We start from the raw sequence: 24,371 nt of genomic DNA on the forward strand, positions 1-24,371 counted from the left end.
ACAATCAGACGAAGATATGACTGCCCTCGCCAAGGGCGGACGGCAGAACTTCTTCGGCTTCCTGCTGCGCCTGTTGGCGCGCCTGCCCTTCCTGTTCATCGCGGGCCGCCTCTATGGGCCGGAGGCGCTGGGCGTGTTCGCCTCCGCGCTCGTCGTGGTCGAGCTGGTGGCGCTGGTTTGTGCGATGGGCGAGAAGCGCGGGCTGGCGCAGCGCATGTCCGATGGCGAGGGCGTCCATCCGGCCAACCTCGCATTCGACGGTATGTTGTTGGCGCTGTTTTTCTCGACCCTTGCGGCCATCTTCTTCTGGTTCGTCCCCGCACCGCTTTTCCCGAGCGGACAGTATTCCGAACTCGACCGGCTCATCGTCCTCGCCATTCCCGGCTATGCGCTGACCGAGGTCGTGCTCGCGGCGCAGGCCTACAAATACGATATCGCCACCACCGTGCGCGCTCGCGCCGTGGTGGAGCCATGGACGATCTCGATCATGGCGGGCGTGTTCTGGTTCGTGCCTTCGCTGCAGGAGGCCGGGCTGTCGTTGGCCTATCTGATCTCGATTTATGCCGGACTGGCGACGGGCCTGTGGACCTTCCTGCGCACCTACGGCCTGCCGCGCCAGTGGCGGATCGAACTGCCCTATATGGCCCGCACGACCGCCCGCGCGCTGCCGCTGGCAACCGCCGATGCGATCGAATGGGGGACCCGGCGCGTCGACATCTTCATCCTCGGCCTGTTCGCCGCGCCCAGCGCGGTCGGCGTCTATTACATCGCGCAACAGGTCGCGAGCCTGCCGCAAAAGCTCAAGACCAGTTTCGAGCCCATTCTCGGCCCGGTCATCACCAAGAACCTCAAGACAAAGAATTACGAGGCGATCGCCAGACAGGTCTGCCAGGTCGGCTTTTGGATCATCGCTATGCAGGCCGGCATCGCGCTGGCGCTCGGCGTACCGGGCGAGGCGGTGATGGGCCTGGTCGGGCCGGAATTCGTCGGCGGGACCGGAGCCCTTGCGCTATTGCTGGCTGCCGAAGTGGTGGCCGCGACGGCGGTGGTATCGGAAGCCGTGCTGATCTACGTCGCGCGCGTCCGCAATTTGTGGATCTCCATCGGCACCATCGCCTTCCAAGCCGTACTGACCGTTGTGCTGATCCAAGTCGTCGTCGCAGCAGGCTATGGTGAGCCGTTCAAGGCGGCTGCCGCTGCCCTGGCCCTCGCCATCGCGCTCGGCACGGCAAGCCTGATCAAGGCCGTTTTGCTGTCGAAAATTCTCGGTCATTCGATCAACAATTTCCGCTGGGCATTGGTCTACGCCATCGCGCCCGCCGTAGTGGTCGGCTGGCTCGCGACACGCCTTCCCGAATGGGCGGAGCTCGCATTCGGCGTGCCCGCGATCCTGCTCGTTTATGGCTGGATCATCTGGAAACGCGGTTTCGGTCCGGAAGATCGCGTGCTGTTCCGGCGCAATCTGGACAAGCCCCCGGAGGAACAGACCTGACACGGCTCGTCGCAGATGGCAAACGTTCAGTCGGCATTCACGCGCCAGCCATGTAATGTTATCTCTTAAAAAGAGGGAGGACCGCCCATGCGTTTGAGGAACCTGTTCGCCACTTGCGCCGCCGCTGCACTGCTTGCCGGATGCGCCTCGCAGCAAGGGGGCGAGGAGATCGTCCTCACCGGTTCGAAGGGGATCCAGGACGTGGATCGGTCGACACCGCCTCCTCCTCCGCCGCCACCTCCTCCGCCGCCGGCCGCATACAGCCAGTCCGCGCCAATCGCGGTGACGGGTTCTCGGATTGCCACTCCTGCTGCGGAAGCGGCCGATGCGGCGACGAGTACGAGCGCGTCAGACAGCACGTATCGCTACTTCCCGCCGGTCTTCGTGCCGACGGTGCCGAGCCGGGACCAGTATGACGGTGAGGAAGTCTCGCCGGTAAAGCTCGTCGCGAACGAGCCGGTGTCCACCTTCTCGGTCGATGTCGACACGGGCGCCTATGCCAATGCGCGGCGCTTCATCTCCGAGGGCGCAATGCCTCCCAAGGCCGCCGTGCGGACCGAGGAGTTCGTCAATTACTTCCGCTACGATTACGATCGCCCGGCGGACCGGTCGCAGCCGTTCACGGTCAATACCGATGTCGCAGTGTCGCCGTGGAATCCGGAGACGCGCCTCGTCCGTATCGGGCTGGCAGGCTACGAGATGCCCGAGGAAACGCGCCCGGCGGCCAACCTCGTCTTCCTGCTCGACGTATCGGGATCGATGTACAGCGCGGACAAGCTTCCGCTGGTGAAGACGGCCATGCGCCAGCTTGCGGGGCAGCTGACCGAGCGCGACCGGGTGTCCATCGTCGTCTATGCCGGGGCCGCGGGACTCGTGCTCGAACCGACGAATGACGAGCGCAAGATAAAGGACGCGATCGAGCAACTGCAGGCTGGCGGATCGACGGCAGGCGGTGCCGGTATCGAGCTAGCCTACCGCGTCGCCGAAGCAAACCGGATCGAGGGCGGCGTCAACCGCGTGATCTTGGCGACCGACGGCGATTTCAATGTCGGCACGTCGGACCGCGACGCGCTGGTCGAACTGGTCGAGGAAAAGCGCGATACCGGCGTGACCCTGTCGGTGCTCGGCTTCGGGCGCGGCAATCTGAACGATGCGATGATGGAGCAGATCGCCAACAACGGAAACGGCAATTATTCCTACATCGACAGCGCGCTGGAGGCCCGCAAGGTGCTTGGCGACGAGATGGGCGCGACGCTGTTCACCATCGCCAAGGACGTGAAAATCCAGGTCGAATTCAATCCCGCTGTCGTCAGCCAGTACCGGCTGGTCGGCTACGAGAACCGCATCCTGCGCGAGGAGGATTTCGACAACGATGCCGTCGATGCGGGCGACATCGGCGCGGGCCACCAGGTGACGGCGCTCTACGAAGTCGTCCCGGTAGGCACCAAGGGCTGGATCGGGCAGCGCCGCTACGAGGACAAGATCGACACCCGCGCTCGCGATCTTGCTGCCGAAGCGGCCTATATCAAGCTGCGCTACAAGATGCCCGATGGCGAGAAGAGCTCGCTCATCACCTATACACTCCCGGCGCGTGCCTTGCAGACCGGCGCGTTGCCCGGCGGCGATTTCGCCTTCGCCAGCGCGGTGGCAGCCTTCGGCCAGAAGCTGCGCGGCGACCCCATGCTCGAAAGTTTCGGCTACAACCAGATCGCGGGGCTGGCAGGCAATCCGCGCGATTTCTGGCGGCAGGAATTCGTGCAGCTGGTGAAGACCGCCGACTCGCTGGACTAGCGGCCTTGGCAGGGGGCGCGTAGGGCGGCTAAGAGCCGCTGCATGTCGATCCGCCCTGCCCTTGCCATCGTCGCCGGTGCCGCGCTCGTCGCGGTGGCCGGCTATGGCTATGCTACGAAGACCGACGAGGCCTTCGTCGTGCCGCTCGAGGAGAGTGCAGCGCAGGCGATCACCGAGAACGGCGGAGGCGGCGTAACTGCGCGCTTTACGGGCGCTAACGGTTCGCCGACGCGCCATCCGTTGCTCAGCAATGGCGAGGACCTGCCCGAACAGACCCGCGCCCGCGTGGCGCAGGCCGTGGCCGGAATGCCCGGCGTCGGCGGCGTGGTCTGGAGCGACGGAACCGCGCGCGCGGAAACCGACGCGCCTACTTTCGAACCGCTCCATTGCCAGGAGGACGTCGACGGCCTGTTGCGCAGTCGCTCGATCCGCTTCGAGGAAGCTTCGAGCGCGCTGCTGCCGGCAAGCCGCATTCTGCTCGACGAAGTGGCCGAAGCCTTGCAGCCTTGTCTGGGCGCAATCATTTCGATCACCGGCCACACCGACAAGTCGGGCACCGAGCCCGGCAATCTCGCTTTGAGCATGGAACGCGCGCGGGCGGTGCGCGAAGCGCTGGTGAGCCGCGGCATCCCGCGCGACGGCCTCCGGGCGCGCGGCATGGGTTCGTCCGAGCCGGTCGAAGGCCTGGCCCCCGGCGACCCGGCCAACCGCCGAATCGAATTCGCCGTGATCCGCACCGAGCCGCTTCGCCCCACCCCAGTCGACACGCCGGGAGCCCGCTGATGCCGATCTGGTTCGAAGTCGTGGTGTTGATGCTGGTCGGCTATTTCGCCGGCATCGGGATCGGCTGGGGCCTGTGGGGCCGCACGGAGCGGGGCGATATCGAAACCGACGGAACCATGAAGGATCCCCAATGATCGAACTGCTTGAGGCCTATTGGCCCGCCATCGTGATCGCGCTCGTCATCGGGCTGGTGATCGCCTGGTACATCTTCCACGCCTCCCGCCGAACCCGGGTCACGGGAACGAGCAAGGACGTGCTCGACGAAGGCGCAGCGCCGGCGACACGCAACAAGGCCTTGATCGACAGCGCGCCTGCCGCCACCCCGATGCAGCCGACGGCCGCCGTGCCGCCGACCACTACGCAGACAACCGGGAGCGACGATCTCACCCGCATCAAGGGTGTCGGCCCGAAGCTGGCCGCGCTGCTCCGCGAGCAGGGCGTCACCGGTTTCGCGCAGGTAGCGGCGTGGACGGAGGAGGACATCGACCGGATCGACCCGACGCTGGGTCGCTTCGAAGGCCGCATCCGGCGTGACGACTGGGTCGGCCAGGCGCGCCTTCTGGCCGATGGCGACGAAAGCGGTTTCGCGAGCAGATACGGCAAGATTTCTTGATCGGGGAACGAATCCAAACCGGGCCTGTTGATCGAATGGGTCGATGGTTTGGGAGAGTTTCCTATGGGACAGCAATTGCGCATCCTCGTTGCCGAAGACGAGACGATTATCGGTGAGGATCTGTGCCAGACCGTCGCCGAAGCTGGGTATGTGGTAGAAGGTCCGTTCACGGACATCCAGTCGACCATGCTGGCCTATCAAAAGCACAAGCCCGACCTTGCGATCCTCGATGTGCAACTGGGCGATGGCATCGTCTATCCGCTCGCGGAGCAGATGATGGCCGAGGATGTGCCGGTCATCTTTCATTCCGGACAATTAACGCCAGACGATGTCGCCACTCGTTTTCCCGAAGCGCTGGCCGTCCAGAAGCCGAGCCCCCCGGCCGAGATGATTGCAAACGTGCAGCGCGTTCTCGCCCACGGCTGACGCCGCCGTTTCGCTTCACCTCTTTCTCTTGGCGCAGAACTTGACGAGAACTGTGAAGTTCACTTCCGAGCTGAGCTGAAAACCGGACCTCAATTGGTAGCCGGACTTTGCGACGAAGGCCGCTACGCCCTGCTCTCGCCGGACGGTAGCGAAGCGGCCTGACGCCCCCTTGCAGAGCGCCCGCAAGCCTGCCATCGCACATCGGCAACAGAGGAGACCACATGGCCGGTATGGTGCCTTTCGCCTGGGACGATCCCTTCAATCTCGACGAGCAGCTGACCGAGGAAGAGCGGATGATCCGCGACGCCGCGCACGCCTTCGCCCAAGGCGAGCTACAGCCGCGCGTGACCGATGCCTATCGCGAGGAAACCGACGCGCCCGAACTCTTCCCCCTGATGGGCGAGGCGGGCCTGCTCGGCGCGACCGTGCCGGAGGAATATGGCGGGGCAGGCGCTAGCTATGTCGCCTACGGCCTGATCGCGCGTGAGATCGAGCGGGTCGATAGCGGCTATCGTTCGATGGCGTCGGTCCAGTCGAGCCTCGTGATGTATCCGATCCATGCCTACGGCTCCGCAGCGCAGAAGCAGAAATACCTTCCCGGCCTTGCCAGTGGACAGCTGATCGGCTGTTTCGGCCTGACCGAACCCGATGCCGGCAGCGATCCGGCAGGCATGAAGACGACCGCGAAGAAGGTCGACGGCGGCTATGTGATCTCCGGCTCCAAGACGTGGATTTCCAACTCTCCCTTCGCAGACGTTTTCGTGGTCTGGGCAAAAAGCGAGGAGCATGGCGGCGGCATCCGCGGCTTCATCCTCGAAAAGGGCATGAAGGGCCTTTCCGCCCCGAAGATCGCGGGCAAGCTGAGCCTGCGCGCCAGCACCACCGGCATGATCGTGATGGACGAGGTCGAGGTGGGCGAGGACGCCTTGCTACCTGACGTGCAGGGCCTCAAAGGTCCCTTCGGCTGCCTCAACCGCGCACGCTACGGCATCAGCTGGGGCGCGCTCGGCGCAGCGGAATTCTGCATGCATGCGGCGCGCCAGTATGGCCTTGATCGCGAGCAGTTCGGCGTGCCGCTTGCCAGCAAGCAGCTGTTCCAGCTCAAGCTGGCAGACATGATGACCGACATCGCGCTGGGCCTGCAGGGTTCCTTGCGCGTCGGGCGCCTGATGGACGAAGGCAAGTTCGCACCCGACATGATTTCGATCGTCAAACGCAACAATGTCGGCAAGGCACTCGATATCGCGCGCAAGGCCCGCGACATGCACGGCGGCAACGGCATTTCCGAAGAATACCAAGTCATCCGTCACATGGTGAACCTCGAGACGGTGAACACCTATGAAGGCACGCATGACGTCCATGCGCTGATCCTGGGCCGCGCGATCACGGGCGTCGCCGCGTTTTGATGGTGCGCATCGACCGCGTTCTGTCCTACACGGTCCGGGTGTGCGATACGGTCCGGATGACCAGCGCCAGCGCCATTTCCGAAGCTTCCTCAGCCGTTCTCACGGGCGAGCCCGTTTTTTTGCGCTTGGACCGTGTAACATGCGGTCCATGTCGTGAACTCGCCCTCGGTAACTCCAACAGGGGGATGGTCGCACCATGATCCGCCTTCACGGCTATTATCGCAGTTCCACCAGCTATCGCTTGCGCATCGCGCTGGAGCTGAAGGGGCTGGATTTCGAATATGTCCCGGTGAACCTGCTGGAGAGCGAACAGAAAGGCGCGGCCTTCACCAGCCGCAATCCCTTCGGATCGGTCCCCCTGCTGGAAGTCGATGGCAAGGATTACGTCCAGTCGATGGCGCAGATCGAGTGGCTGGACGAGGCTTACACCGAGCGCCCCCTACTGCCCTCCGACACCCACGACCGCTATGTCGCGCGCGAGCTGGCCTATGCCATCGCGACCGAGCTGCACGCGCCGCTCAACCTGCCGGTGCTGAAATACCTCGCCAATGAATACGGCAAGACGCAGGACGAAATCGGCGTCTGGTATCGCCACTGGCTCGCGCGCACGCTCGACCCGCTGGAGGCACGGCTGGCGCAGATCGGAACCGGCGATTTCCTGTTTGACCGCCCCGGCTTTTTCGAAGTCTGCCTGCTTCCGCAAGTGTATAACGCGCAGCGCTTCGGCTTCGATTTCAGCGACAAGCCGCACATAGCGCGGATCGAACAAGCCTGCCTTGCATTGCCAGAGTTCCAGCGCGCCCATCCGGATGCGCAACCCGATAATCCCGAACGAAAATAAGAGAGGACCACCCATGAAACTCGCCACGCTCAAGGACGGAACCCGCGACGGCAAGCTGGTGGTCGTGTCGAAAGACCTCACCCGCTATTGCGCCGCCGACAACATCGCGCCGACCCTGCAGGCCGCGCTCGACAATTGGGACGAGATCGCGCCGAAGCTGGAGGCGCTTTACACCGACGTCCAGCACGAAGCTGTACCGTGCGAGCGCTTTCACGAGCGCGAGGCGCATTCGCCGCTGCCGCGCGCCTATCAGTGGGCCGACGGTTCGGCCTACATCAATCACGTCGAACTGGTGCGCAAGGCGCGCGGCGCGGAAGTGCCCGAGAGCTTCTATCACGATCCGCTGATGTATCAGGGCGGCAGCGATGGATTTCTCGCCCCGCGAGACGACATCCCGCTGAAAGACACCAGCTGGGGCTGCGACATGGAGGGCGAGATCGCGGTCATTACCGATGACGTGCCCATGGGCGTGTCGAGCGAGAAGGCCGCGGATCACATCAAGCTGGTCATGCTGGTCAATGACGTCAGCTTGCGCGGCCTCATCCCGGGCGAACTGGCCAAGGGGTTCGGCTTCTTCCAGTCCAAGCCCGCCAGCGCTTTCAGTCCCGTCGCGGTGACCCCCGACGAACTCGGCGATGCGTGGAAGGACAGTGTCATCCACCTGCCACTGATGGTCGATTACAATGGCGAAGCCTTCGGCCGCGCGAATGCGGGCGTCGATGCCACCTTCAGCTTGGCCGACCTCGTCGCCCATGCCGCCAAGACGCGCGATCTGGGCGCGGGCACGATCATCGGCTCCGGCACCGTATCCAACCAGGGGCCGGACGGCGATCCGGGCAAGCCGGTGGCAGACGGCGGCCTCGGCTACAGCTGCATCGCCGAGATCCGTATGATCGAGACGATCGCCGATGGCGAAGCCAAGACGCGCTTCATGGCACCGGGCGACACCGTCCGGGTCGAGATGAAGGACGAAGACGGCCACTCGATCTTTGGCGCGATCGAACAGAAAGTCGTCGAGGCCTGACCATGGCCGCGCTGGCCGGCAAGCGCATCGGCCTACTGACTGCCCGCGCCAGCCGGACGAACGGCGGTGTTTTCGAAGCCGTCGTCAGACAGGTCGATCTATTGAAGACGCTGGACGCGCAGCCGGTCGTGGTCGCTGCGGAAGACGACAGTCATGCAGCCGACGCGTGGCGGTTGGCGGGAGCCGAAATCCGGCTGGCGCAGATTCATGGACCAAAGCATCCCGGGTTTGCCCCACGGCTGACGCCGGTGCTCTTGGACGCAGGGCTGGACTTGGTCCATCTTCATGGGATCTGGAGCTATGCCAGTCGCGCCGCGACGCGTTGGTCGAAGGCGACGAACGGCCCCTTGGTCATCAGCCCGCTAGGCATGTGCGATGCCTGGATGATCGAACGCAATCGCTGGAAAAAGAACCTCGCGCGTCTGGCTTGGGAGAAAAGCGCCTGGTCCAATGCCATGGCATTTCACGCGCTGACCCCGGCCGAAGCAGGGGATATCGGCCGCGAGTGCGGCGCTCAGCTGATCGGTGTCATCCCCAGCTGTGCATCGCCGCCGTCGCAGCCGCGCCAGACCATGCCGCCTCCCATGGTGTTATACCTCGGCACCATTCACGAGAAAAAGAACCTCGTCGCGCTCATGGAAGGTTGGCTCGCTGCCCTGCCTGATTTGCCGCCCGACGCGAGCCTCGTCGTAGCTGGCTGGGGCGACGAAGAGGGGGTTACGGCACTCGAGCGCTTCCTTGAGCCAATGGGCCCTTCCATTGAATTTGTAAGCGCTGCCTTCGCCTCGCAGAAGGCGGCATTGCTGGAACTCGCCCGGTTTCTTGTGCTGCCATCCTCGAGCGAGGGCCTGCCGATATCAATCCTCGACGGATGGTCCGCGGGCATTCCTGCGGCGATCAGCCCGGCATGCAATCTGCCCGAAGGCTACGCAAACGGGGCAGCCCTGAAATGCGGTCCCGATCGGGAAAGCATAAAAACCGCGCTAATCGAAGCGCTCAGAATCGAGGAACCTGAATGGCTGTCGATGTCGCGGGCGGCCCAGGCTCTCGCCTCCGGCACCTTCGGCAAGGAGCATATCGCAGGACAATGGCGACGGATCTACGAGGATTGCCTCGGCGTTCTCTCACCCGCGCAGCTTGAACGGCAGATAAGTGGGAAAATCCCGCAGTAATGGGGGAAACCGGCTCGCGGCCACTTACCCCCGCCGGAATAGTTACATCGAGCGCGAGATCACCATTTTCATGACTTCATTCGAACCGCCGAAAATTCGAGTGATCCGGCTATCGCGATACATGCGCGCGATCGGGTAGTCGTTGATGAAACCTGCGCCGCCATGGAACTGAAGGCATTTGTCGACGACCTCGCCTTGCAGCTCGGTGACCCAATATTTGGCCATGCAGGCGGTCGGCACGTCGAGCTCGCCCTTGAGGTGCTTGGCGATGCAATCGTTCACGAACACCCGCGCCGCCGTGCCGCGCGCCTTGAGGTCGGCCATGACGAATTGTGTGTTCTGGAAGTCCCAGATCGTCTGGCCGAAGGCCTTGCGCCCCTTCACGAACTCCATCGTGGTTTCGAGTGCCTTCTCGATCCCGGTCATCGCGCCCATGGCAATAATGAGGCGTTCCTGCGGCAACTCGCCCATCAGCTGGTAGAAGCCCTTGCCTTCCTCCCCGCCGAGCACGTTTTCCGCTGGCACGAAGACATCGTCGAAGAACAATTCCGACGTATCCGCCGCATCGAGCCCGACCTTGTCGAGCTTCTTGCCACGCTGGAACCCTTCCGCGCCCTCGGTTTCAAGCAGCATGAGCGAAATGCCCTTCGCCCGCTCCTTGGGATCGGTCTTGGCGACAACGATGATGAAATCGGCGGTCTGGCCGTTGGAGATATAAGTCTTGGCCCCGTTGATGCGATAGCCATTGCCGTCCTTGAGAGCCGTCGTCGTGATGCTCTGGAGGTCGGAACCGACGCCGGGCTCGGTCATGGCGATTGCACTGACGAGCTCGCCAGTTACCAGCTTGGGGAGGTATTTCTTCTTCTGCTCTTCGGTACCGTGGCGCACGAGGTACGGCAGGATCACGGTATTGTGCAGGCTGGCCGCGAAACCTTCGACATTGTGCTTCGCCTGCTGGTCGATCACGACCATGTCGTGGCGAAAATCGCCGCCATGGCCGCCGTATTCTTCCGGCACCGACACGCCGAGCAGCCCGGCCTCGCCCGCCTCGTTCCAGAATTCGCGCTCGACCTGGCCGTTTTCGCGCCATTTCAGCACGCGTTTCTCCGGCGCGTGCTGCTGGTAGAATTTGCCGACGGCATCGGCGAAGATCGAGATTTCCTCGTCTTCCATGAATTCGGGCGGGGCTACGTCGATAACGGGCATTGTCTGGGTCCTCTCCGGTAATTCTATGTGCTGGCGGGCTTACTTGCCCTTCCAGTTCGGCGCCCGCTTTTCGGCGAAAGCGGCGGCGCCTTCGCGCGCATCCTCGCTGACGAAGACCGGCGCAATAAGCTGGGTCTGGCGCTCGTAGCGCTCGTCCATCGGCCAGCCGCGCGATTCCTTGATGACTGCCTTCGAAACTTTGACGGCGAGCGGACCGTTGGCCACGATCTTCGCCGCGAGTTCCTTCGCGCCGTCGAGCGCCGAGCCATTGGTCACGCGGTTGATCAGGCCGAGTTCGTAAGCACGCGCGGCATCGATGAAGTCGCCGGTCAGCGCCAGTTCCATCGCGATCCGCTCGGGAATCTGGTCGGGCAGCATCATCACCCCGCCCGCCGCGGCGACCAGGCCGCGCTTCACTTCGGGAATGCCGAATTTCGCGCCGTCGTTGGCAACGACCAGATCGCAGGCGATCATCAGTTCGAGGCCGCCGGCCAGCGCATAGCCATCGACAGCGGCGATCAGAGGTTTCTTGGGCGGAGCCTGCACGACGCCGCCGAAACCGCGCCCCTCGACCACCGGGCTTTCACCGCGCAGGAAGCCCTTGAGGTCCATGCCGGAGCAGAAAGTGCCGCCCGCGCCGGTCAGGATACCGACCCGTAAATCATCCTCGCTGTCGAGCCGGTCCATCGCCGCGGCAATGCCCTTGGCCGCAGCCTTGGTCATCGCGTTCTTCGCATCGGGCCGGTTGATCGTGACGACCAGAATGCCGTCTTCCACGCTCGTGAGGACTTCCTCGGACATCGGATTCTCTCTCCATTGCAATTCGAAACTTGTCTTGCGCCCTTGCTGCGGGAGGCTTACGCAAACGTCAACCGGCAATCGCCGCAAGAATCGCCAAACCGAGAGAGGAATACGCCGTGGCCGAAGCCTATATCATCGACGCAGTCCGCACCCCCCGCGGGATCGGCAAGCAGGGCAAGGGCGCGCTGGCGCACATGCACCCGCAGCATCTCGCTGCGACCTGCCTCAAGGCCATCAAGGAGCGCAACGACCTCGACACCGGCACGGTTGACGACGTGATCTGGTCGGTCAGCACGCAGGACGGCATGCAGGCCGGCGACATGGGCCGCATGGCGGCGCTCGACGCAGGTTTCGACATCACCTCTTCGGGCACGACGCTGGACCGCTTCTGCGGCGGCGGCATCACTTCGGTCGCCCTGGCGGCAGCGCAGGTGATGAGCGGCATGGAGGATTGCGTGGTCGCGGGCGGCACCGAAATGATGAGCCTCACCGCACAAATGTCCAAGGACAAGATGGCTGCCGGGCTGAAGCCGCCGATGATGGGCAGCTATAACGAGCGGCTCCAGGCCAGCCACCCGCAGAGTCACCAGGGCGTTTGCGGCGATGCCATCGCCACGATGGAGGGCTTCACCCGCGAGGAGTTGGACGAGGTCGGCTATCGCAGCCAGCAACGCGCAGCCAAGGCGATCGAGGAAGGCCGCTTCGACAAGTCGGTGGTTCCGGTGAAAGACGACGAGGGCAATGTCGTTCTCGACAAGGAGGAATATCCGCGCCCGCAGACCACGCGCGAAGGGCTGGCCGAGCTGGAACCCGCCTTCGCGAAGATCGCCAACGTCCCGCTCGACAAGAACGGCACGACGTTCGCCGGGCTAGTGAATGCGAAATACCCCGATCTGGAAATCAAGCACTTCCACCACGCGGGCAACAGCTCCGGTGTGGTCGATGGCGCCGCGGCCGTGCTGGTCGCCAGCAAGGACTACGCACAGAAGCATGGCTTGCAGCCTCGCGCGCGCATCGTGGCGACGGCGAACATGGGCGATGATCCCACGCTGATGCTCAACGCGCCCGTGCCGGCAGCGAAGAAGGTGCTCGAAAAGGCCGGCCTGACCAAGGACGACATCGATCTTTACGAGATTAACGAGGCCTTCGCCGTCGTTGCCGCCAAGTTCGTGCGCGATCTCGACCTCGACTGGGACAAGGTGAACGTCAATGGCGGGTCCATCGCACTGGGCCACCCCATCGGCGCAACCGGATCGATCCTCATCGGCACCATGGTCGATGAGCTCGAACGGCAGGACAAGCGCTACGGCCTTGTCACCATGTGCGCGGCGGGCGGCATGGCGCCGGCGATCATCATCGAGCGTGTGGACGATTTCGTCGACTGATCTTGCAGCGCGGCAGCGCGATTAGTCGCTGCCGCTCGCAAACAGGCGCCAGCCCCAGGCAGGCAGTTCGATTGTCTCGCCCTCGCCGATCGTCACTTCGCGGCGGAGCGGGAATTCGGCATAGGTCCCCACCGGCAAGCCGCTGGTCAGCCTTGCGCTGACCGGCCTGTCGCTCATGTTGAACAGGCCGAGGACCTTGTTGTCATCCTTCCGGCGGACCCATGAGAGCAATTGCTCGGGCGCGGAGTTCTCGACCTTCTGCATCCGCGCGCCCCACTGCCCGTTGTCGAGCGCGGGGTTCGACTTGCGGAACTCGATCAGCTGCTCGAGCAGAAGGCCGTAGATGCAGCCGCGCCCCTGGCTCCAATCGATCGCATCCTTTTCGAAGAATTCCAGCCGCTTGGCATTGCAGGCTTCCATGCCGTTGTGGATCAGTGGCAGCCCCTCGCCCGTGAAAGACAGCCCCGTCATCGCATAGAGCGCGTCGCCGTAGTTCTCGGCCATGGTGCCTTCCCACGCATTGCTGTCATGGTTCTCGATATAGGTCATGCGCATGGCTTCTTCGGGCCACAGGCTCTCGTTCTCGGCATAATAGCCGTAGAAGCTGGTCGCATTCCCCTTGCCCTGCGCGACGTTCTTCGTGGTGTTATGCCAGTCCCAGGCATAGGTCGCGTCGAACGCCTTCTGGTGGAACGCGGTTTCCTGCACCTCGCCCAGCATGAACACCGGGCGGATCGCGGTCAGCCGGTCGCGCATGGTGTTCCAGAAATCGAGCGGGACATATCCGGCCACGTCGGCGCGGTATCCGTCGACACCGAACTCGCGGACCCAGTATTCCATCGCCTCGCCGACATGCTGGCGGACGCCGGGCTTGGTCCAGTCGAGGTCGATGATGTCGGACCAGTCCCACCATGGTGTCGGGCGGAAGTCGCCCTTCCAGTCCTTTTCGTACCAGTCGGGATGCTGCTGCGCGAGCTCGTTGTCCCATGCCGTGTGATTTGCGACGAGGTCGAGAATGACCTTGAACCCTTGCGCGTGCGCGGCATCGACGAAGGCGCGGAAATCCTCCTTCGTGCCGAACTCCGGATTTACGTCGTAATAGTCCTTCACCGAATACGGACTGCCGAGGCCGCCCTTGCGATTGACTTCGCCGATCGGGTGGATCGGCATGAACCACAGGATATCGACACCGAGTTCCTTCAGCCGGGGCAGCTGCTCCTGCGCTGCGGCGAATGTGCCTTCCTCTGTAAACTGGCGGGTATTGATCTGGTAGAGCACCGCCTTGCGCGACCATTCGGGATGCTCGATCTCGACCACGCTTTGCGGCTGCCAGGGCGAGGCGACATGATCGTCGGCAAGGGCCGGTGCAGTGCCGACGCCGGTGACGAGAAGGGTAAGCGCAGCGGCGCTTGCAAGAAGCTTAGGCATTGGCGGTCTCCTGCGAATTTTCGCCGGGCACTTCGACCCGGAGCATGGCAAATGCGGCGAGCGCCCAAGCGGCGGCGGCGAACAGCATCGTCCAGATCGGATCGCCGGGGAAGAACGCCTTCATGACGCTGCCCATGACGGTCGCGACCAGCAGCTGCGGCACCACGATGAAGATGTTGAACAGGCCCATATAAATACCGAGCTTCGCCTGCGGCAGGCTGCTGGCGAGGATGGCGTATGGCATGGCGAGGATCGAGGCCCAGGCGATACCCTTCAATATCTCGCAGACGATCAGCAACGCGGGATCGCGCAGCACGAAATAGCCGAGGAAGCCTGCCGCGCCGAGGAGCAGGCAGGTCATGTGCGTTTTCGCCTTGCCGAGTTTGCGGCTCATCACGGGCAGCAGCGCGAGCGCGGCGATGGCAGCCACACCGTTCTGCACGGTGTAGATCAGGTTCCACCAGTTCGCGCCCTCGTTATAGGCGGCGGTGGTCGGATCGGCGCTGCCGTAGAAATATTGCGACACGATCGGCCCGGAATAGATCCACATTATGAAGAGCGCGGACCAGCTGAAGAACTGCACCAGCGCGAGGCGCTTCATCGTCTCCGGCATGCCCGAGAAATCGCCGACAATGCTCGACAGCATGTTTGCCGAACGGCCCTGCTTGGCCATGGAAATGGCAATGGCGCTAAGGAGGCCATACGTCGCCAGCAGGCCGCCGAGCAGGTAGATCTCCTTCTCCAGCCCGAGCGGCGCGACAAGCACTGCGACCACTGCGCCCGCTGCGACCCAGAGCAGGGCACTGCCGTAGCTCTTCGCCGCAAGGGCGCGCACAGGGGCCCCGGCCTCCACCGCGCGCTCCGCTTCGAAGCGCGCCATTTCCTCAGGGGAATATTCGCGCGTGGTTATCACCGTCCAGCCGATGGCGCAGAACAATGCGACTGCGCCCGCCCAAAAGCTCCAGCGGACCGTGTCCGGAATCTGGCCGGCGGGGGCGACATTGCTGACACCGAACTGCTCGAGCAGCCACGGGAAGATCGCCGCGACCACCGCGCCAGCCCCGATAAAGGCGGTCTGCACTGCATAGCCGGTCGCATGCTGCGACCTGTCGAGCATATCGCCCACGAAAGCGCGGAACGGCTCCATCGCGATGTTCAAGCTCGCATCGAGCACCCACAATAGCGCAGCGGCAAACAGCAAAGGCGCAGCGAAGGCTGGCGCAAGCGGCATCAGGAAGAGCGAAAGTGCGGCCAGCAAAGCGCCGGTCATGAAATAGGGCCGCCGCCTGCCGAACCGGTTCCACGTCTTATCCGACAGATGGCCGATGATCGGTTGCACGACCAGCCCGGTCAGCGGCGCTGCGACCCACAGCGCAGGCAGATCGTCGAGCGAGGCACCGACCGTCTGGAAGATGCGGCTCATGTTCGAGTTCTGCAGCACGAAGCCGATCTGGATGCCGAAAAAGCCGAAGCTGATGTTGGCGAGCCCGCCCCAGCCCATATGCGGCTTGCGTGCGGCGTCCACCGCCGGTGTCGTGGCCATCGATACGTATCCTCAGTCCCTTGCGCGCGGATCTTGGCGTCCGCTCGACAATTAAGGCTGCTACGCTGGCATGGCGGCCCCTCTCCGCCAAGCACGTATACGAATACGTAGAGGGCCTCAGAAGGCGGCGCTCGACCCGCGCACGATCAGTTTACCCGGGAGCTTGCGCGGCGGCAGGTCCCGATCCTCGATCTGCGCGATGAGCGTTTCGACCAATGCCTGCCCGGCACCGCGAATGTCCTGCATCACCGTGGTCAACGGCGGTGTGGTGAGGCTGGCGGCGGGGATATCGTCGAACCCGACGACGGCGACATCGCCCGGCACGCTACGCCCCGCCTCTGCCAGCGCGCGCATGGCTCCGATCGCAATAAGGTCGCTGGCGGCGAAGATTGCATCGAAGGCTTTGCCGCTCGCCAGCAGCGCCTCGGCCGCAGCATGACCAGCTTCCTCGGTCGTAATTGCATCGAATTGCAGCTCGCGATCCGCCTCGATCCCCGACTCGCGAAGACTTTCGCACAAGCCCGCATAGCGCCCCGCGAATTCGGGATAGTGCTCGTCCGCGTGGCCCAAGAAGGCGACCGCCTTGCGTCCGCTTTGCGCAAGGTGCTGTCCGGCGAGCACACCAGCGGCATGATTGTCCGTCCCCACTGTCACGCCGCTGCTGTCGGACGACACCGACCCCCAGCGCGCGAAGTGCGTCCCTTGCTCCTCGAGCTGGTCGAGCCGCTTGCGATAAACGGTGTAATCGCCATAGCCGAGCAGGATGAGCCCATCGGCGCGGTGGCTGTCCTGATACTGGACGTGCCAGTCGTCTTCCATCCGCTGGAAGGAGATAAGCAAATCCAGCCCGCGATCTGCGCAAGCGCGCGTGATCGATCCCAGCATGGCAAGGAAGAAGGGATTGATCATGCTCTCGTCGGGCGTCGGATCCTCGAAGAACAAAAGCGCGATCGTGTTCGACCGCTGCGAGCGCAGCGACGAAGCATTCTTGTCGACGGTGTAATTGAGGTCGCGGGCGATTTGCTGGATGCGCTCGCGGGTCTTCGCGCTGACCGCCCGGTCGCCCCGCAAAGCGCGGCTCACGGTGGGCTGCGAGACCCCAGCCGCATAAGCTATGTCGAAGCTGGTCGGCCGACCTGTCGGCTTGCGACCCATCTCACTCCTCCCGGCCCGTCCTGACGAACCTTCGCTGGCGACCTTAGCAGGAGGCTGGGCGGAGGCAATCGCGCCGCAGTTCCATTCGCCGCCTTTTTGCCTGTATGGCGCGACAACAATGACTAGCCCGCTCGCCCTGAATGCCAATGCACGGATTGCCACGCGCCATTTCGGCGAGGAACGGCAGCCACTGATCGAGGTGGACGATGCGCTGGTCGACGTGGACCTCGTGATCGAAATCGCCGCGCGCCATCGTTTCACACAGCATGGAGAATTCTATCCCGGCGTGCGCGCGCCGGTTTCCGAAGCGATCTCGATGCCATTGGTCGAGCCGTTGCTACCCCGCATCGCAGAGGAATTCGCCCTTGCTCGCATGCCTCTTTATCGCGAGTGCTATCTCAGCCTCGTAACCCAGCCACCATCCGGCCTTGCGCCGATCCAGCGCCTGCCGCATTTCGATGGGGTCGAGGATGAACGGATTGCCGTGTTGCTATATCTCGACCGGGCGGAACGCGGGGGCACGGGGTTCTATCGCCAGCGGGCCACAGGCTTCGAGAGCGTCGATGCGACGAGGTTCGAAAGCTATCGATCGAAGCTGGAGCAGGGGATCGACAAAGTCGGCCTGCCAGCCGCGAGCTATATCTCCGGCGACACCGAACTCTTCGAGCACGTCCACCGCATCGAAGGGCGCTTCAACGCGATGGCGATCTACCGCGGTAACACGCTGCATTGCGCCGATCTGCCGGGCGATTTCGCGCCCGATCTTGATCCGCGCACCGGCCGCCTGACACTCAATCTGTTCCTCTCCTGACCGAGCCCAAAAGTTGTGACATTTCGGCGACGGGCGGCCCCCGCCGCCGCATTGCGTATACGTATGCTCACTAGCTGACCGCCCAGTTTGCGACCTATCCAGACGGTGAACAGGCTGCCGCTGAGCCGCCTGTCGGGATTAGGATTCGGTCCGGGACTCCACACAAGCCGGGCCATTGGGAGAGAAATCATGGCATTTCGCAAGTCTCTTGCCGGGGGCATCAGTACCGGCGCCATTTCGATCGCGCTCGCCGCGCTTGCGTCGCCCGCCATCGCGCAGGAAGCGACGATCGAGCCGGGCCAGGAATCGCAGCCCGAAGACGATGCAGTCGCTGCCGATAACGTCATTGTCGTCGAGGGCTATCGCCAGTCGCTGGAAACCGCGGTCGGCCTGAAGCGCAATACTCCGGTCATCGCGGAAGCGTTCAGCTCGGAAGATATCGGCAAGCTTCCCGACGTCTCGATCGCGGAAACGCTGGGCCGCCTGCCCGGCCTCGCCGTCCAGCGTGTCGACGGTCGTGCCCAGAGCCTTTCGGTTCGCGGCCTGGGTCCCGACTATTCGAATTCGCTGCTCAACGGTCGCCAGCTGGTATCTTCGGGCGACAACCGCGCCGTGGAATACGACCAGTATCCGGCCGAGCTGATCGACCAGGGCGTCATCTACAAGGTGCCCTATGCCGGCCTCATCGGACAGGGTCTTGCCGGTACGGTCGACCTGCGTACCATCCGCCCGCTGTCGAAGGGCGAGCGGATCATCTCGCTCTCGGGTCGCCTCGAATTCAACGAAGACGGCTCGCTCAATCCCGACATCGATGGCTGGGGCTATCGCGCCACCGGCACCTATGTCGACCAGTTCGCCGACGACACGCTGGGTGTGGCCGTGGGCGTCGCCTATCAGTCGAGCCCGAGCCAGGTCGAACGCTTCAACGCCTGGGGCTACCCCGACGACTCCGGCCAGCGTGTGCTCGGCGGCATGAAGCCCTTCGCTCGTTCGGTCGATCTCGACCGTCTCGGCGTCTTCGGCACTGTCGAGTGGCAGCCGACACTCGAGTGGAGCGGCACGCTGGACGTCTTCTATGCCGATTATCGCGAGCGCATCCCGCAGCGCGGCATCGAGTTTCCGCTCAACCCCGGCTGGGGTTCGGGCGCGAATATCGACTCGACCAGTGGCGGCGACTTCCCGGACAGCGTGACCTTCTCCAACGTCCAGCCGGTGGTCCGCAACGACTATGACCGCAAGGATGTCGAGACGCTCGCCATCGGCTACAATGCGAAATACGAAAATGACGATGTCATCCTGATGGCCGATATCGCCTATTCGCGCGCCGACCGCCGCCTGCAGCAGATCGAGAGCTATTCGGGCCTCAACTTCGCTGCGCAGACGGGCCCCGGCTTCAATATGGGCGATGTCGTCACTTATACGCGCAATAGCGGGGGCTTCCCGTTCCAGTTCACCAACCGGATCGATTATTCCGATACCAGCCTGATCCAGCTGACCGACCCCCGCGGCTGGGGCGGCGGACGCGGCATCGTGCAGGCCGGCTTCATCAACAACACGGCGACGGACGACGAGCTGTGGACCATGCGCGGTGAAGTTGTCGGCAAGGTGGATGACGATACGATCAAGAGCCTCGTGGCCGGATTTTCCTACGATCACCGCCAGAAATCGCGCGACATCACGCAGAACTTCCTGAGCCTTGGCGGCCCGAACGGCGCCTTCATCGCGGATGGTGCCACCACGCGCGCGCCGATCCCCGAAAGCGCGCTGCTCGATCCGATTGCCAGCCTCGGCTTCCTCGGTTTCGGCCCGCAGGTCGCTTACGATCCGTTCGCGCTGCTGAATGACGGCACTTACATCCTGACCAGCATCGAGAGCTCCGATCTGCCCTATCCGGGCGACTGGACGGTGACGGAGGATGTCTACACCGGCTATCTGCGGATGGACATCGACACCATGCTTGGATCGCTGCCGGTCACCGGTAATATGGGCGTGCAGGCGGTCTTTACGCAGCAAAGCTCTGCCGGCTTCGATTCCGATGGCGGTGTTGGCGCCAGCGCCATCCCGGTGTTCGAGACGGAAGACTATTCGCACATCCTCCCCAGCATGACGCTCAACTTCGAGATCGCGCCGGACATGAAACTGCGCTTCGGCGCGGCGCGGACCTTGTCGCGTGCCCGGATGGACTACCTCAGCGCGTCGTCCAACGCCGGCGTCAGCGATGTCGTCGATATCGAGACTGGATCGATCTTCAGCGGCGGCGGCGGTAATCCGCGTCTGCGGCCCTATATCGCCAACGGCTTCGACCTGTCTTACGAATGGTATTTCGGCGGCGCGGGGTATTTCGCGATTGCCGGCTATTACAAATGGCTGGACGATTTCGTGAACCCGAACGCATCGGTGGTCCGCGATTTCAGCTACCTGCGTCCGATCCTGTCGCCGCAGCAGCGTGCCTTCGCCGATGCGACGACCTATCTCGGACTGGTGAGCGCGCCGGACAACCGGGCCGACGGCTACATTCGCGGGATCGAAGCGAGTCTCTCGCTGCCGTTCTCCACGTTCACGAGTGGCTTCGCTTCCGGCTTCGGTTTCCAGACCAGCGTTTCTTACACCGACAGCGAACTGACCATCTATCCGCTGGAGGACGATCCGTTCGAGAGCGATGTCCCGGGTCTGTCGAAATGGGTCGTGAACTCGACGGTCTATTACGAGAATAGCGGCTTCGAAGCACGCCTCAGTCATCGCTACCGGACGGAGTTCCTCGCAGAATTCCCCGGCATTTCGGCCAGCCGGGCGCAGCGCCTGACATATCCGGAATCGATCTTCGATGCTCAGATCGGCTATCGCTTCGAGGACGGTTCTTCGCTGGAGGGCCTGTCGGTCACGCTGCAGGCGCTGAACCTCACCAACGAGCCGTTCATCAACTACACCGACGGCGATCGTCAGTTCATCATCGATTACGAAGAATACGGTCGCACCTATCTGGTCGGGGCATCCTACCGCTTCTGACCAGCTGACTTGCGGGGCGGCCACCTTCCTCCCGGCCGCCCCGCCCCCAATTGCCTGCCGCGTCATCGCTGCTGCTATGGCCCGGCAAAAGCATCACCCTAGGGGATCGAGTCTTCCATGCCTGTCGCTACGTCTAATACACGCGCCATCAAGCGCTTCGTCATCGCCGGCGGCGGGACTGCCGGATGGATGACGGCTGCCGCGCTTGCGCGCTTCGGACCGCCGGGCACATCGATCGCGCTGGTCGAAAGCGAAGCGATCGGTACCGTCGGCGTAGGCGAGGCGACCATCCCGCAGATCCATCTGTTCAACGGGGCGCTGGGTTTCGACGAGGCGGAGTTCGTCCGCGAAACGAAGGCCAGCTTCAAGCTCGGCATCGAATTCGACGGCTGGCACCATGAGGGCGAGAGCTACATGCACGCCTTCGGCGCGGTGGGTCGCGGCGTCGGCCTGCTGCCGTTCCAGCATTACTGGCTGCGCGCGAAACAGCTCGGCTTCGCCAAGCCGCTGATGCGCTATTCCATGAATGAGCTGGCAGCGCGAACGATGCGCATGCAGCGCGGGCGACGGGCGCAGGGCGCACCGGAAATGCCCTATGCGTACCACTTCGACGCCGGGCTCTATGCCGCCTACCTGCGCCGCTTTGCCGAAGCGCGCGGCGTGGTGCGGCACGAGGGACTGATCGAGCGCGTGACGCAGGATGGCGAAAGCGGTGCGATCACGGCGCTCGCCCTAGACGGCTATCGACTCGTCGAGGGCGACTTCTTCATCGACTGCACCGGCTTTCGCGGCCTCCTGATCGAGCAGGCGCTCGACACAGGTTACGAGGAATGGACGCAGTGGCTGCGCTGCGATCGGGCGATGGCTGTGCCTTGTGCCAATGGCGGGGACTTCACGCCCTATACCAAGGCCATTGCGCGCAAGGCCGGCTGGCAATGGCGCATCCCGCTACAACATCGCATCGGCAACGGCCTCGTCTATTCGACCGCGCGTATGAACGACGACGAAGCAGCCGACACGCTGCTTGCCAATCTCGACGGCGAACCGTTCGCCGAACCGCGTACCATCCCATTTACCACCGGGATCCGGCGCAAGATGTGGCACAAGAACTGCCTCGCCGTGGGTCTCTCGGCAGGCTTTCTCGAGCCGATGGAATCGACCTCGATCCACCTCATCCAGTCGACCATCAGCCGCTTCCTCAGCGTGCTTCCCGGCGCCGAGCCCGATCCCGCAATCGTCGAATGGTTCAACGCCCAGTGCGAGTTCGAGTGGACCCGCATCCGCGATTTCCTGATCCTCCACTACACCGCAAATGCGCGCGTGGGGGAGCCGTTCTGGGACGAGGTTCGCACGATGGAACTGCCCGATACGCTCCGCGCAAAGCTCGACCAGTGGCGCGCCACTGGCCTTATCCATCGCGAGCACGAGGAGCTGTTCACCGATGTCGGCTGGTTCCAGGTGCTGGTTGGCCAAGGCGTCGAGGCGCGGGGCTATAATCCGTTGGCCGACTCCCTACCGGAAACCGACCTTCGCGCCCTGCTCGACGGCACGGAAGCAGCGTTGGTCGAGGAAGTTCGACAGATGCCGCGCCATCTCGATTTCCTGCAGTCCATGATGACCTCCGCACCGACACCGGGAGTGCCCGCATGATCCGCCTTGCCCTGCCCCTACTCGCTCTCGGCATGAGCGCCTGCGTCCATGCGCAAACGCCGACACCCGCAGACACGGGAGATTTCCGCGAGCGCGAACCCTCCGAGGAAATCGTCTATTTCGTCCTCCCCGACCGGTTCGAGAATGGCGATCCGTCGAACGACACCGGCGATTTCACCGGAGGCAGGCTCGAAACCGGGTTCGACCCGACATCCAAGGGTTTTTTCCACGGCGGCGATCTCAAGGGCCTGACCCAGCGCCTCGACTATCTCGAGAAGCTCGGCGTCACGGCGATCTGGTTCGCACCGATCTTCCAGAACAAGCCCGTCCAGGGCCCGCCGGGCGAGGAAAGCGCGGGCTATCACGGCTATTGGGTCACGGACTTCACGCGCCCCGATGGCCATTTCGGCACGCGCGAGGAGTTCAAGGCCTTCGTGGACGCAGCCCATGCACGCGGGATGAAGGTCTATATGGACATCATCACCAACCACACCGCCGACGTCATCACCTATGTCGACGGCCCTGCGACCAATTTCGAATATCGCAGCAAGGGCGACTATCCCTACTCGACCGTCGGCGACTTGTCGGGCGCACGGATCAACCCGGGCTTCACGGGCGATGAGGACAGCAGCGAGACGAACTTCGCCAAGCTGGTGAACCCAAACTTCGCCTATAAGCCGTTAGTCCCCGACGCCGAGAAGGACGTGAAAGTCCCCGCCTGGCTGAACGATCCGATCTATTACCACAATCGCGGCAACAGCAGCTTCACCGGCGAGGACAGCCGCTTCGGCGATTTTGCCGGGCTGGACGATCTGTTCACCGAACACCCCCGCGTGCGTCAGGGAATGATCGATATCTTCTCCGGCTGGGTGCGCGATTTCGGCGTCGACGGGTTTCGCATCGATACCGCCCGTCACGTCGATCCCGGTTTCTGGCAGGTCTTCGTCCCTGCGCTAGAGAAAGTCGCGGAGGAAGAAGGCATCCCGAACTTCCATATGTTCGGGGAGGTCTACAAGGACATTCCCCAAAACGGCTACATCGCCGAATACACCCGGCGCGACAAACTGCCCGCCGTGCTCGATTTCGCCTTCCAAGCTGCCATGCGCGAGCTGCTCGGGCGCGACCGGGGCACGGTGGTACTCGCTCACATGTTCGATGGCGATGTGCTCTATGAAGGCGGCGAGGAAACCGCGCTCGGCCTGCCGACCTTCCTCGGCAATCACGACATGGGGCGGTTCTCGACGCTGATCAAATGGGACAAGCCCGAAATCTCACAGGACGAACTTCTGGCTCGCGTCATGCTGGGCCATGCAATGATGCTGAGCCTGCGCGGCAGCCCCGTGATCTATTACGGCGACGAACAGGGTTTCGTCGGTGACGGCAACGACCAGCTGGCGCGCGAGGACATGTTCCCCTCTCAGACAGCGGTCTACAACGACAACGACCTGATCGGCACCGACGCGACGACGGCGACGAGCAATTTCGACGAGAGCCACCCGCTATTCCGCCTCATCGCCGAATTTTCCGCGATCCGTAAAGCACACCCTGCCCTCACCCGCGGCAAACAGCTTGTGCGGCATTACGAGCAGGAGGCGGGCATCTTCGCCGTCAGCCGCTTCGATCCAGATGACGGCACCGAATATCTGGCGGTGTTCAACACCACCGGGGCTGAACGGAGCGCAAATGTCGTGCTCGGCTACGGAGCCCGCGAGTTGGCGACGCTTGCCGGAAGCTGCCCCGCTGCCGTGACCGTCCCCGGAAGCGCAGCCTTCACCCTGCCCGCCTTCGGCTGGGCTCTGTGCCGTGTGTCGGGAAGCGCCGAGTGAACCGCCACGATC

Annotated in this window: 20 protein-coding genes; 15 read left to right on the forward strand and 5 right to left on the reverse strand. The window is 63.5% G+C overall.

Annotated features, from left to right (window positions below):
• The first annotated feature begins 16 nt into the window (after positions 1-16).
• From Q9K02_RS12055 to Q9K02_RS12100, 10 genes are all read left to right on the forward strand, one after another.
• Positions 17-1,492: a lipopolysaccharide biosynthesis protein gene (locus Q9K02_RS12055; protein WP_305933117.1), complete on the forward strand. Its 1,476-nt coding sequence runs from the start codon at positions 17-19 to the stop codon at positions 1,490-1,492.
• Positions 1,493-1,579: 87 nt separating this feature from the next.
• The gene (locus Q9K02_RS12060) at positions 1,580-3,283 is read left to right on the forward strand and encodes a vWA domain-containing protein (RefSeq protein WP_305933118.1); all 1,704 of its coding nucleotides are present in this window, start codon (positions 1,580-1,582) and stop codon (positions 3,281-3,283) included.
• Between the two features lie 42 nt (positions 3,284-3,325).
• A complete protein-coding gene (locus tag Q9K02_RS12065; protein ID WP_278328088.1) occupies positions 3,326-4,066 on the forward strand; it encodes an OmpA family protein in 741 nt (246 codons plus the stop codon).
• Positions 4,066-4,200 (forward strand): hypothetical protein, encoded by a 135-nt coding sequence (locus tag Q9K02_RS12070; RefSeq protein ID WP_305933119.1) that lies wholly within the window; start codon positions 4,066-4,068, stop codon positions 4,198-4,200. The genes Q9K02_RS12065 and Q9K02_RS12070 overlap by 1 nt, the downstream gene beginning before the upstream one ends.
• Entirely contained in the window at positions 4,197-4,679 is a 483-nt protein-coding gene (locus Q9K02_RS12075) for a hypothetical protein (RefSeq protein ID WP_305933120.1), read from the forward strand. The genes Q9K02_RS12070 and Q9K02_RS12075 overlap by 4 nt, the downstream gene beginning before the upstream one ends.
• Before the next feature lie 63 nt (positions 4,680-4,742).
• A complete protein-coding gene (locus tag Q9K02_RS12080) occupies positions 4,743-5,105 on the forward strand; it encodes a response regulator (RefSeq protein WP_305933121.1) in 363 nt (120 codons plus the stop codon).
• A gap of 221 nt (positions 5,106-5,326) precedes the next feature.
• Complete coding sequence (locus Q9K02_RS12085) at positions 5,327-6,511, forward strand: acyl-CoA dehydrogenase (protein ID WP_305933122.1); 1,185 nt, start codon at positions 5,327-5,329, stop codon at positions 6,509-6,511.
• A gap of 199 nt (positions 6,512-6,710) precedes the next feature.
• Positions 6,711-7,352 carry a maleylacetoacetate isomerase gene (maiA, locus tag Q9K02_RS12090; RefSeq protein ID WP_305933512.1) on the forward strand — a complete coding sequence of 214 codons (642 nt, stop codon included), beginning with the start codon at positions 6,711-6,713 and terminating at the stop codon, positions 7,350-7,352.
• 13 nt (positions 7,353-7,365) lie between these two features.
• A complete protein-coding gene (locus Q9K02_RS12095; RefSeq protein ID WP_305933123.1) occupies positions 7,366-8,376 on the forward strand; it encodes a fumarylacetoacetate hydrolase family protein in 1,011 nt (336 codons plus the stop codon).
• A 2-nt stretch (positions 8,377-8,378) separates the two neighbouring features.
• Positions 8,379-9,548: a glycosyltransferase gene (locus Q9K02_RS12100; protein WP_305933124.1), complete on the forward strand. Its 1,170-nt coding sequence runs from the start codon at positions 8,379-8,381 to the stop codon at positions 9,546-9,548.
• Positions 9,549-9,590: 42 nt separating this feature from the next.
• Here the strand turns inward: Q9K02_RS12100 and Q9K02_RS12105 are convergent, their stop codons facing one another.
• The gene (locus tag Q9K02_RS12105; protein ID WP_305933125.1) at positions 9,591-10,754 is read right to left on the reverse strand and encodes an acyl-CoA dehydrogenase family protein; all 1,164 of its coding nucleotides are present in this window, start codon (positions 10,752-10,754) and stop codon (positions 9,591-9,593) included.
• A 39-nt stretch (positions 10,755-10,793) separates the two neighbouring features.
• The gene (locus tag Q9K02_RS12110; protein WP_305933126.1) at positions 10,794-11,555 is read right to left on the reverse strand and encodes a crotonase/enoyl-CoA hydratase family protein; all 762 of its coding nucleotides are present in this window, start codon (positions 11,553-11,555) and stop codon (positions 10,794-10,796) included.
• Between the two features lie 116 nt (positions 11,556-11,671).
• On the opposite strand from Q9K02_RS12110, the gene Q9K02_RS12115 reads away from it, so the two are divergent.
• The gene (locus Q9K02_RS12115; RefSeq protein ID WP_305933127.1) at positions 11,672-12,940 is read left to right on the forward strand and encodes an acetyl-CoA C-acetyltransferase; all 1,269 of its coding nucleotides are present in this window, start codon (positions 11,672-11,674) and stop codon (positions 12,938-12,940) included.
• A gap of 21 nt (positions 12,941-12,961) precedes the next feature.
• Here Q9K02_RS12115 and Q9K02_RS12120 read toward each other — a convergent pair whose 3' ends face one another.
• From Q9K02_RS12120 to Q9K02_RS12130, 3 genes are all read right to left on the reverse strand, one after another.
• The gene (locus tag Q9K02_RS12120; protein WP_305933128.1) at positions 12,962-14,368 is read right to left on the reverse strand and encodes an alpha-amylase family glycosyl hydrolase; all 1,407 of its coding nucleotides are present in this window, start codon (positions 14,366-14,368) and stop codon (positions 12,962-12,964) included.
• A complete protein-coding gene (locus tag Q9K02_RS12125) occupies positions 14,361-15,911 on the reverse strand; it encodes an MFS transporter (protein ID WP_305933129.1) in 1,551 nt (516 codons plus the stop codon). The genes Q9K02_RS12120 and Q9K02_RS12125 overlap by 8 nt, the downstream gene beginning before the upstream one ends.
• A 117-nt stretch (positions 15,912-16,028) precedes the next feature.
• On the reverse strand, positions 16,029-17,066 hold the full coding sequence (locus tag Q9K02_RS12130; RefSeq protein ID WP_305933130.1) for a LacI family DNA-binding transcriptional regulator: 1,038 nt from the start codon (positions 17,064-17,066) through the stop codon (positions 16,029-16,031).
• A gap of 118 nt (positions 17,067-17,184) precedes the next feature.
• Here Q9K02_RS12130 and Q9K02_RS12135 point away from each other — a divergent pair, with 118 nt between their 5' ends.
• The 4 genes from Q9K02_RS12135 to Q9K02_RS12150 all read left to right on the forward strand — a co-directional run bounded on the left by Q9K02_RS12135 (position 17,185) and on the right by Q9K02_RS12150 (position 24,359).
• A complete protein-coding gene (locus tag Q9K02_RS12135) occupies positions 17,185-17,877 on the forward strand; it encodes a DUF6445 family protein (RefSeq protein WP_305933131.1) in 693 nt (230 codons plus the stop codon).
• A gap of 189 nt (positions 17,878-18,066) precedes the next feature.
• Complete coding sequence (locus Q9K02_RS12140) at positions 18,067-20,883, forward strand: TonB-dependent receptor (RefSeq protein WP_305933132.1); 2,817 nt, start codon at positions 18,067-18,069, stop codon at positions 20,881-20,883.
• A gap of 117 nt (positions 20,884-21,000) precedes the next feature.
• Positions 21,001-22,533: a tryptophan halogenase family protein gene (locus tag Q9K02_RS12145; RefSeq protein ID WP_305933133.1), complete on the forward strand. Its 1,533-nt coding sequence runs from the start codon at positions 21,001-21,003 to the stop codon at positions 22,531-22,533.
• A complete protein-coding gene (locus Q9K02_RS12150) occupies positions 22,530-24,359 on the forward strand; it encodes an alpha-amylase family glycosyl hydrolase (protein ID WP_305933134.1) in 1,830 nt (609 codons plus the stop codon). The genes Q9K02_RS12145 and Q9K02_RS12150 overlap by 4 nt, the downstream gene beginning before the upstream one ends.
• Positions 24,360-24,371 lie beyond the last annotated feature (12 nt).

This window comes from Qipengyuania profundimaris, from assembly GCF_030717945.1.
Lineage (GTDB): Bacteria > Pseudomonadota > Alphaproteobacteria > Sphingomonadales > Sphingomonadaceae > Qipengyuania > Qipengyuania profundimaris.